General features: G+C 73.6%; 8 protein-coding genes. 3 read left to right on the forward strand and 5 right to left on the reverse strand.

The features are described 5' to 3' along the window. Positions 1-157: 157 nt before the first annotated feature. A complete protein-coding gene (locus M1R94_RS19910) occupies positions 158-835 on the reverse strand; it encodes a GNAT family N-acetyltransferase (RefSeq protein ID WP_249383475.1) in 678 nt (225 codons plus the stop codon). Between the two features lie 178 nt (positions 836-1,013). On the opposite strand from M1R94_RS19910, the gene M1R94_RS19915 reads away from it, so the two are divergent. Continuing rightward, the gene (locus M1R94_RS19915) at positions 1,014-2,279 is read left to right on the forward strand and encodes a GNAT family N-acetyltransferase (protein ID WP_249383476.1); all 1,266 of its coding nucleotides are present in this window, start codon (positions 1,014-1,016) and stop codon (positions 2,277-2,279) included. Positions 2,280-2,309: 30 nt separating this feature from the next. Here the strand turns inward: M1R94_RS19915 and M1R94_RS19920 are convergent, their stop codons facing one another. Both M1R94_RS19920 and M1R94_RS19925 read right to left on the reverse strand, forming a co-directional pair. Next, complete coding sequence (locus M1R94_RS19920; protein WP_249383477.1) at positions 2,310-4,520, reverse strand: hypothetical protein; 2,211 nt, start codon at positions 4,518-4,520, stop codon at positions 2,310-2,312. A 192-nt stretch (positions 4,521-4,712) separates the two neighbouring features. Next, on the reverse strand, positions 4,713-5,183 hold the full coding sequence (locus tag M1R94_RS19925; protein WP_249383478.1) for a hypothetical protein: 471 nt from the start codon (positions 5,181-5,183) through the stop codon (positions 4,713-4,715). Positions 5,184-5,437: 254 nt separating this feature from the next. On the opposite strand from M1R94_RS19925, the gene M1R94_RS19930 reads away from it, so the two are divergent. After that, positions 5,438-6,616: a class I SAM-dependent methyltransferase gene (locus M1R94_RS19930; RefSeq protein ID WP_249383479.1), complete on the forward strand. Its 1,179-nt coding sequence runs from the start codon at positions 5,438-5,440 to the stop codon at positions 6,614-6,616. Between the two features lie 74 nt (positions 6,617-6,690). Here the strand turns inward: M1R94_RS19930 and M1R94_RS19935 are convergent, their stop codons facing one another. Next, complete coding sequence (locus tag M1R94_RS19935; RefSeq protein ID WP_249383480.1) at positions 6,691-7,161, reverse strand: aromatic ring-opening dioxygenase LigA; 471 nt, start codon at positions 7,159-7,161, stop codon at positions 6,691-6,693. Between the two features lie 245 nt (positions 7,162-7,406). Between M1R94_RS19935 and heR the strand changes: the two genes are divergently transcribed. Continuing rightward, positions 7,407-8,189, forward strand: a complete 783-nt coding sequence (gene heR / locus M1R94_RS19940; protein WP_249383481.1) for a heliorhodopsin HeR — start codon at positions 7,407-7,409, stop codon at positions 8,187-8,189. A gap of 33 nt (positions 8,190-8,222) precedes the next feature. Here heR and M1R94_RS19945 read toward each other — a convergent pair whose 3' ends face one another. Next, on the reverse strand, positions 8,223-9,590 hold the full coding sequence (locus M1R94_RS19945; protein ID WP_249383482.1) for a cryptochrome/photolyase family protein: 1,368 nt from the start codon (positions 9,588-9,590) through the stop codon (positions 8,223-8,225). Positions 9,591-9,823 lie beyond the last annotated feature (233 nt).

The raw sequence follows: 9,823 nt of genomic DNA on the forward strand, positions 1-9,823 counted from the left end.
GCCGGCGCCCCCCCGCCGCTGGGGCCCCCCCCCCGGCCCGCGCGGGGGGCGGGGGGGGGCCCCCCCCCCCCCCGCCCGCCCCGGCCCGCCTCGTCGTGGAGGGGGTCAGCCCGCGCCGCGGGGGTCAGCAGGTGCTCGGGGTCAGCCCTGCGCGGGATCAGCCCGTGCCGGGAGGGGGCGGGGTGCCCTGCAGCGGCTGACCGTGGAGCCGACGTCGTAGCCCACCGCGCATCGTGGCCGGTCGCAGCGCCGCGACCGGGGCGATCGCGGGGTCCCTGCTGCACGACTCGAGGGCGTCCTCGCTCAGCGGACGGTCCGCGTAGACCAGCCGGACCGCCGTCGGGTCGGGGTTGCCGATGTCGGGCCCGGTCCACGTCAGCTCGAGCCCGGCACGCTCGGCCGCCTTGCGCGACCCCCTGTTGTGCTCGAGCAGGCATGCCACGACGGGCAGCTCGGGCCGCACCTGACCCGCGGCCGTCCGCGCGGCCCCGATGATCTCCTGCGCGTACCCGCGGCCCCAGGTCGCCCGCGAGAGCCGGTAGTAGAGGTTCCACACGACGCCGTCCCGCACGCTGCACCCGGCCAGGCCGACCACCGGGCCGGTCCCCGACGGCTCGCGCAGTCGCACGGTCCAGTAGTCCAGCCCGTGCTCGGACCATCCCTCACCGCAGCGGCGGAGGAAGGCCTCGGTGTCGGCGGGCGTGGTGTGACGGCCCGAGGGGAAGTGCTCCCAGACGCTCGGATCGGCGTGCACCTCGTGCAGGTCCTGGACGTCGCCGGGTTCAGGGACGTCCAGGACCAGCCGTTCCGTGACCACGTGTCGCACGTCAACCATCCGGTCAGTCTCCCACCGCGCCCCGACGTGGGCTCACCGCGGTCCACGGCACGCGACGGCGAGGCAGGTGGCGGCGCGACACGCGACGGCGCGGCAGGCGACGGTGCGGTAGGCGACGGTGCGGCAGGCGACCGCAATGAGGTGGACGGGCGTCCGGTTGCACGGAAGAGTCCGCGGCATGGACACCGAGCGCACCGCCCGACCCCTCGCGCTGCCCGGCGGGCTCGTGCTGCGCGGCGCCGGTCCGGCCGATCTCGAGCAGATCGGTGCGCTGCTGGTCGCCCGGGGCGAGCCGGTCGACGCCCTGGACCACGAGCTCGTGGTGCGCGACCCCGACGCAGGCTGGTCGTCGTGCGCGGTCGTGGTCGACGGCGACCGGGTCGTCTCCACCGCCACCCTGCTCGACGAGGAGCTGCGGCTCGGCGAGGTGCGGCTGCCCGCGGGTCAGGTCGAGCTGGTCGCGACCGACGAGGAGTACGAGGGCCGGGGCCTGGTCCGGGTGCTCATGGGGTGGGCCCACGACCTGTCGGCGGCCCGGGGTCACGAGCTGCAGGTCATGATCGGCATCCCGTACTTCTACCGGCTCTTCGGGTACGAGTACGCGGTCGAGATGGCCCAGACCCCGCGGGTCCGCAGAGACGCCGGGTCTGGGACCGGCGTCCGTGCGGGGACGGCGGTGGCCCACGAGCCGCCCCGTCTGCGCCGCGCCGTCGAGGCCGACATCCCTGCGACGACCGCCTTGCAGGAGGCCGCTCAGCAGGGGTTCGACGTGGCCGTCCCGCACTCGCCCCCGCGCCGTCGCTGGCTGCTGGCCCATGACGGCAGCACCACCTGGGTGGTGGAGCGTGACGGCCGGGTGGTGGCGACGGGTCGCACCACCCCGCCCGACGGCGGCCTGCTGCTGGCCGATGCGGCCGCCGCCGACACCGAGGCCGCCCACGAGCTGCTCCGTGGTGTCGCTGCCCTGGCCCCCGAGGACGACGTGCGGGTGGTCGACCGGGTCGGCACGGTCACCGGCGACGCGTGGGCCGGTCTGCTGGACGGTCACCGCGAGCAGTCCGAGCAGTACTACGTGCGCCTGCCCGACGCCGCCCGGGTGCTCGACCTCCTCCGGCCGGTGCTCTGGCGCCGGCTGGTCGACGCCGGCCTGGACCGCACCGGGCGCGAGATCGTGGTCTCGACCTACGGGGCGCACCACCGCATCCCGGTCGGCCCGGAGGGTCTGGGTCCGGTGACCTCGGGCGGCCCGATGCAGGATCCCGGCGACCACGGCGGCGCGGGTGTGGCACCCGACCACCTGGGCGCCCTGCTGTTCGGCGACCAGGGGATCGAGGGCCTGACCAGCCGGCGCCCCGACGTCTACCCGGGGCCCGACCGTGAGCTGTTCGCCACCCTGTTCCCCCCGCTGACCGCGGACGTGCTCAGCTACTACCTGCCCTTCTGAACGGGGCAGGCAGCAGCTGAGCCTGGGGTCTCACTCGAGGCAGAAGCCGATGTCGACGGGCACCGACCGCCCGGTCCAGGTGGAGTTCACCACCGCACGGTCCGAGGACGTGAGCCGCAGCACGTAGCCGCAGGGCTCGAGGGCACCGGTGTCGAGCGACCACGTCGACCCGACCGGGGCCTGCGCGGTGGTCGGCGAGGTCGACGTGGTGAGCGCGAACGGCGGCAGCCCGGTCGGCAGCAACGAGAAGCCCCAGGAGCGGAACCACGTGTCACTGGCGTCGAACGTGCCGTGGATGGTCATGCCCTGGGTGAACTTCCCGCAGTGCTGCGCGGCGAGCTGTCCGGGGTCGAACGCCAGGTGCGCGGCGTTGGCCGGGTCCAGGGACGCCGCGTTCAGGGTGTTGTCGAGCTGGACCCGCTGGGTGTCCACCACGCCCGCGCCGGCGAGCTCGAGGACGACCTCCCACAGGGAGTCGCCGCTGGTGTCGACGAAGCCGAGGAGCCCCAGGGTGTTGGCGCTCCAGGCGAGCCACGTCGTCCACCCGTCGCTGTCGGGGGTGATCCAGGAACCCACGCCCAGGTGGTCGACCACCCGGAACGGGGTGGTGACCGGTCCAGGTGCCCCGCCGGCCGTGACGTCCCGCACGAGGAGCCGGTAGTCGCTGCCGACGAGCGCCGGGTCGGTGGGTCCGTGCACGGTGACCCTCCGGGCGAACGGGCAGCCCCGCGGGTCGAGTACCGCACCGGTGTAGGCGAGGTGCGCGACAGGAGTGGTGACACCGGTGGTCGGGTGGATCTCGCTGGTCGCGACACCACCCACGATGGTCAGCCGTGCGACGCCGTCGTACGGGCGGCCCGGGAGCACGTGCACGTGGGCGTCCAGGCGGTTGCCCCAGTAGGGCACGGCGTCGGGGTCCGTGGTGGACGGCGGGGTGTTCCAGGACAGCACCGCGCGGACCCGGTGCAGGCCGCGCTCCTGGCACAGGCGCCGGTAGGAGCCCAGGTCCAGGGGCAGGATCGCCGCGTAGGAGAGCCCCGTCGCGGGCATGGTGATGTAGTCGTGCGTCGAGACCTCGACCGTCCCCAGGTACGTCAGGACGCAGTCGTCGCCGAAGTCGGCCCAGAACGCCACGTGCTCGGTGGACCCGGCGCTGCAGGGTGGTCCGGAGAACCCGGTGGGCCGCTTGACGCGGAAGGTCGCCACGAGCTGGGCGGACGCGTCGTCGAGCCCCACGCACTCGAGCTCCTCGTACCTGGTGTCGCCCTTGCCCTCGTCCAGGGTGCCCAGGACGGCGCTCCAGTCGATCTGGAGCTTGCCGAAGGCCTGAGAGGTCTGGGCGAGCACCGCCGGCGAGATGGTGCCGGACATCGCGGCGGTCGCCTCGGCCGCAGCGAAGCGGTGCGCCGGGACGGGCTCGACCGCGAGCTTGGCGACCGCACGGTCCACGGCCCGCTCGGCGAGCACCGCGAGCTTGTCCTTGGAGTAGAGCCTGGTGAGCCGGTCGACCGAGAACGGCACCTGCACGGGGTCGGGCGAGGGGGGCAGGGGCTGAGGGTTGAGCGCCACGGGACCTACCGGGTCGGGCTCGGGCACGGGCAGCGGGATGGCCTCCTGCGCGATGAGCTTCTCGATCACGGAGGGGTCGATCTGCAGGGCCGGTGCGAGCAGGTCGGTCAGGTCGGTGGGGAAGAAGGAGCGGCGTGGCCTGATCTGGACGGTGTCCTCCTGGACCTCGCCCCATACCGGCACGAACGACGGGTCGCCGGGGGTCGGCTCCTGCTCCCACGACAGGATGGCGCGCACCCGCGGCAGCACCGGGGAGGTGCAGAAGCGGCGCACGGGCGTGAGCACCACCCCCACGACGTGGACGTAGGGGTGGTCGGCGTCACCCGTGCAGTCCTTCCCCGCCGGCAGGTCGAACACCCGCGCCGCGGCCGACCCGGCGTCGACCCACCCCGCGCCGAAGTCGACGAAGAAGCGGACCCACTCGGTCGACCCGGTGCTGCAGGGCCCGCCGCTGTACCCCGAGGGGCGCTTGATGACGACGGTGGCCTCGAGCCGGTCACGCTCGGGGCTGTACGAGACGCAGCCGATCTCCTCGTAGCGGGTGTCGGACTGCTTGGCCTCCTGGACCGGGAGGGCGGCGGCCAGGGTCTGGTCGCTCAGGGTCCCGAAGTGGTTCGGGTTCGCGGTGATGAGCCGTCGGAACGAGGTCCGGGACGGTGTGTCGGTGGGCATGTCATCTCCTGGGCGTCGTCCGGGAGCGGTCACCCCCGGCGGTGGCCCCGCACCGGGCGGTGCGACGCCACGGGCGAGGCCTCCGACGTCGTCGTCGGGCGGCGGCGGGGCAGGCGTCGCTCGTACCTGTGAAGAGGTGGGGCCGGGTGATTTGTGACGGTACGGGTGGGGTGTGTGGCGGGACGGACGCTGTCAGCCGGTCACGGCGGGCTCGCCGAACATGTCGAGCACCTCGCGGCAGTCGTCGTCCGCGGGCAGGTTCCAGCCACGCGAGCGGATGTCGTCCCCGGCGCACCCGCGCAGCACCCGGTCACCCAGGGGCGCGTCGAGCTCGATCGTCAGGGGCGCGACGCCGAAGTCCTCGCTGCACCCCTGGCTGAGGTCGAGCAGCACGAAGACCCGCACCTCGACGACCTCGTCGGACTCCTCGACCTCGTGCTCGCCCTCGTAGTCGGTGCAGGTGCTGCCGCCGACGAAGACCGCGAGCTCGAGGGTCGCATCCCGGGGCTCCTCGGTGAGCCGCCACTCCGTGCGCTCGACCTGCGGGCCGTCGCTGCCGCACGCGGCGAGGAGCACGAGGCAGCCAGCCGCCACGGCGACCCGACCGACGCAGCGGTGCGTGCGTGCGGTGCCGTGCGGGATGTGCGTGCGGTGACCGGCCACCTGCTGCCTCCTGGTGCTGCCCTCGACCAACCGGGACGTCCGGTCCGATCATCGCGCACGGGCCGGCGCGCGCGGGGCGGATCACCAGGAAGGGCTCTTCACCGCAAGCCCGCGCCGCGCTGCGTCGTCCGACCGGGCTATTCTCGAACCCTGGTCCGCCCCCTCGACGGGGTGCCCGCCGCGCCGTCGGCCCGGAGCACCAGCCCCGCGCAGGCCACCCGGCCGTGCACACCGAAAGACCTGGAGCCCACGCCGTGACCGACTTCTCCTTCGACGCCCTGCGGCGGTTCCCCGACATCGAGGCGGTGAACCTCGTGGCCGTCGACGCCAGCGACCGCCTGATCCTCGACGAGGCCGCCGGCGCGCTCGCCGAGGCGCCCGCGGGCACGGTCAGCGTCATCGGGGACCGCTACGGCGCCCTGACCCTCGGGGCCGCGGCCCTGCACGGTGCGCGGCAGATCCGGGTGCACCAGGACGCCCTGACCGGGGAGCAGGCGCTGGTCGCCAACGCCGGCCGGGTCGGCATCGACCCCGAGGGGACCTTCACCTCGTGGGGCCTGGAGACGGCGCTGGTCACGGGCGCACGGGTCGTGCTGCTCCAGCTGCCCCGGTCGCTCGACGCCCTCGAGGAGATCGCCGAGCTCATCGGTGCCCACGCCGACCCCGACGCGCAGGTCTTCGCCGGTGGCCGGGTCAAGCACATGACACGTTCCATGAACGACACCCTGGGGCGTCACCTCACCACGGTCGAGGCGCGCCTGGGTCGCCAGAAGTCTCGCGTGCTCGTCGCGTCCGGCGCGGTGCGACCGTCCGCAGCGCCCGACGGCGGGTTCACCGCGGCCGACGGCGGGTCGACGGCGTCCCGCTGGCCGGCCCGGGAGCGCCACGACGACCTCGACCTCACGGTCTGCGCCCACGGCGGCGCGTTCGCCGGGACCCACGTCGACCTGGGCACCAGGCTGCTGCTCGACCGGCTCGACACGATGGCCCCCGCGGCGACCACGGCGGTCGACCTCGGCTGCGGCACGGGCGTCGTGGCGGCGCTGCTCGCCCGACGCCGTCCCGGGATCACCGTGCTCGCGACCGACGACTCGGCCGCAGCGGTCGCCTCGGCGCGCGCCACCGCCCAGGCCAACGGGGTCGCGGACAGGATCACCGTGACGCGGGCCGACGCACTCGCGGGCACACCCGACGCCTCGGTCGACCTCGTGGTGCTCAACCCGCCCTTCCACACCGGTGCCACGGTGCACTCGGGGATCGCGCACCGGCTGTTCGCCGACGCCGGCCGGGTGCTGCGCCCGGGCGGCGAGCTGTGGGCCGTGTGGAACTCGCACCTGATGTACCGGCCCTCCCTCGAGCGCCTCGTCGGGCCGACCCGGCAGGTCGCACGCACCCCCCGGTTCACGGTGACCGTCTCGACGCGGGGCCGCTGAGCTGCGAGCCGCTCCGGACACACGAAGGCCCCGCACTCACGAGGAGCGCGGGGCCTTCGTGCCCTGGGAAGGTCTCAGGCAGTCGGCGGTGTCTCGCGGTGCGAGGCGCCAGGAGCTGCTGCAGCAACGGGCACGGCCACAGACTTGCGGAGCGCGTACCCGACCAGGATGAACAGGACGCCCATGCCGGCGGCGAAGGCCGCGACACCGAAGGCGATGACCGAGGTGAACAGCGAGGCACGCAGGAACGAGGCGTTCATGACGCTGGCGCGCGCCGGGTCCTCGCGGTCGAGCTCGGCGTAGGTCTGGCCGCCCGAGCTCTCGAGTGCGTGCTTGTTGATGATGTCGGCCTGGAGGTAGGCGTCGATCGGGCCGTCGACGGTGTTGCCCGCGAACATGGCGACGTCGTCGCCCAGGGTGATGTTCTCGGCGGCGAGCTGGCTGCGGACCATGCCCCAGGTCAGGGCACCGCCGACGATCAGGACGACACCCGCGATGATCGCGATGAGGCCGACGAGGCGGACGGGCTTGGCGTTGGGGTGCATGACATGCCTTCCAGGAGAGCGGGAGGGCCGGGTCGCGACCGGTGTTCCCTCCGAGAGCGGTTGCCGCCCTCTGATCACCACCCTCTCGTACCGGTCCACCCGTTTGATAGGCCGATGGTCCGGGTCAATACCGGTGCACCTCCGATCGACCGGTGCGCAGGGGCCCGGTCTGCGACAGTGGTCCTGGGCGCCGTGGGACCCGACCAGCGACCGCTGGCCGGCGGCGCGGTCCCTGAGGAGTCGTCATGGCAGCACTCGTCCCGCTCGACATCCCTCCGGCACGGCTCGGCGGGCTCCGCCGCTACAACGCCGTCGCGGCAGTGGCCCACGGCCTCCAGGCCGTCGCGATCCTGCTCCTGGCAAGCGCCTTCACCCTGCCGGTGACGGCGACCTACATCCAGGGGCCGCCGGGCAGCACGCAGTACGAGCAGGTGCTGCTGCTGGACGTGCGCCTGGCCTGGGGGGTCGCGCTGTTCTTCGCGATCAGCGCCCTCGCGCACCTGTGGGTGGTCTCGCCGCCCGGGTTCGCGCGCTACGGCCGTGACCTCGCCCAGCAGCAGAACATCGCCCGGTGGGTCGAGTACTCGGTGTCCTCGTCGGTGATGATCGTCCTCATCGCCCAGATCTGCTCGGTGACCGACGTCGCCACGCTCATCCTGATCTTCGTCGTCAACGCCGCGATGATCCTGTTCGGCTGGCTCCAGGAGAAGTACGAGGTCCCCGGACGAGGCGGGTGGCTGCCGTTCGTCTTCGGGTGCGTGGCCGGCGCCGCACCGTGGGTCGTCATCGTCCTGCTCCTGGTCCGGCCGGGTGCGAGCGGCGACGTCGCCGTCCCGGGCTTCGTCTACGGGATCGTGGTCTCGCTGTTCGTGTTCTTCAACATCTTCGCCGTCAACCAGTGGCTCCAGTACCGCCGGGTCGGCCGGTGGGCCGACTACCTGGTCGGTGAGCGGACGTACATCACGCTCAGCCTGGTCGCGAAGTCGCTGCTCGCCTGGCAGGTGTTCGCCGGGACCCTCGCCGGCTGACACCGCTGGCCGGGGTCTCAGCCCCGCGCGGTCTCAGCCCCGCGCCACCTCGTAGCGGCGCAGCGCCTCGTCGCGCTCGGCGGCGTGGTCGACGATCGGCTCGGGGTAGCCCTCGGCGTACCCGTCGAGGGCCTTCCACGGCTGGTGCGCGGCCTTGCCGGCCAGGTGCGCGAGCTCGGGCACGTAGCGGCGCACGTAGTCCCCGGTGGGGTCGAACCGCTCCCCCTGCAGCACCGGGTTGAACACCCGGAAGTAGGGCGAGGCGTCGGTGCCCGTCCCGGCGACCCACTGCCAGCCGTGGTTGTTCGACGCCACGTCCCCGTCGCGCAGGTGGGCCAGGAACCAGCGTGCACCGTGCCCCCACCACACGTGCAGGTCCTTGACCAGGAAGCTCGCGACGACCATCCGCACCCGGCTGTGCACCCAGCCCTCGGCGAGCAGCTGCCGCATCCCGGCGTCGACCAGGGGGAAGCCCGTACGTCCCTGCGTCCACGCCTCGAAGGCCGCCGATGCCGTACCTTCGGGGTCCTCGTAGGTCAGCCCGCCGAGGTCGGGCCGAAGGTCGGTCCAGGCCGATGCGGGGTTGTGCCACAGGACGTCGGCGTAGAACTCCCGCCAGCACAGCTCGGAGGCGAACGTGGTGGCGTCCTTGGACCGCGCGGCCGGGTGGTCCGCGAGGTCGGCGAGCAGGGTGCGTGGGTGGATGGTGCCGTACTTGAGGTGCACGGACAGGCCCGACGTCGCGTCCAGGTCGGGTCGGTTGCGGTCCTCGGCGTACCCCACGAGGTCCTCGTCGAGGAAGGCGTGCCAGCGCTCGTGGGCCGCGGCCTCGGTCACGGCGGGCAGGTCGGGGACGCCGTCGGGCACGGCGGGGAGGGACTCCGTTCCCGGCCCGCGGTGCAGGGTCAGGCCGGTCGGTACCGCCGCCGGACGGCGCCACCCGTGCTCGCGCCAGGCCCGGGAGAACGGGGTGAACACCTTGTAGGGGGTGCCACCCCCGCTCAGCACCCGCCCCGGGGTCACGGCGTAGGGGCTGCCGGTCGCGACCAGGGGGATGCCGTCGGGCAGGGCGGACCCGACGCGGTCGTCACGCCGACGTCCGTAGGGCGTGGTCTCGGCACTGATGTGCACGGCCGTCGCACCGACCTCCTCGACCAGGGCCGGCAGCACCTCCTCGGGGCGGCCGTGACGGATCACGAGCGCACCGTCGAAGGACTCCTGGACACCGGTCAGGGCGTCGTGCAGCGCTGCGAGGCGTGGACCCCCGGCCGAGGCGAGCAGCGTCGGGTCGGCGACGAACACCGGGAGCACCCCGCCCGGCCCGGCGGCCTCGTGGGCTGCGACGAGCGCAGGATGGTCGTGCAGCCTCAGGTCACGCCGCAGCCACAGGATCGCCGTCATCCCCCGAGCGTAGGTCGGCCCGGCGGGGTCGGCCTGATGGGCTCGGCTCGTCCGGCGCCGGCGTCGGGCGCGCCTGTTCGGCCTCTCCGGTGTCCCGGCTCTTTCGCAGGTCGCCATCGCCCACCGCTGTTCGGCCTCGCCCCCGCCAGCCGCCCATCCCGACCTGACCAGCTTCTCGGACGGATCTGTGCGGCAGGTGAGCGAGATCGTTCGAGAACCTGGTCGGTCAGGCC

This window comes from Actinotalea alkalitolerans, from assembly GCF_023369855.1.
Taxonomy (GTDB): domain Bacteria; phylum Actinomycetota; class Actinomycetes; order Actinomycetales; family Cellulomonadaceae; genus Actinotalea.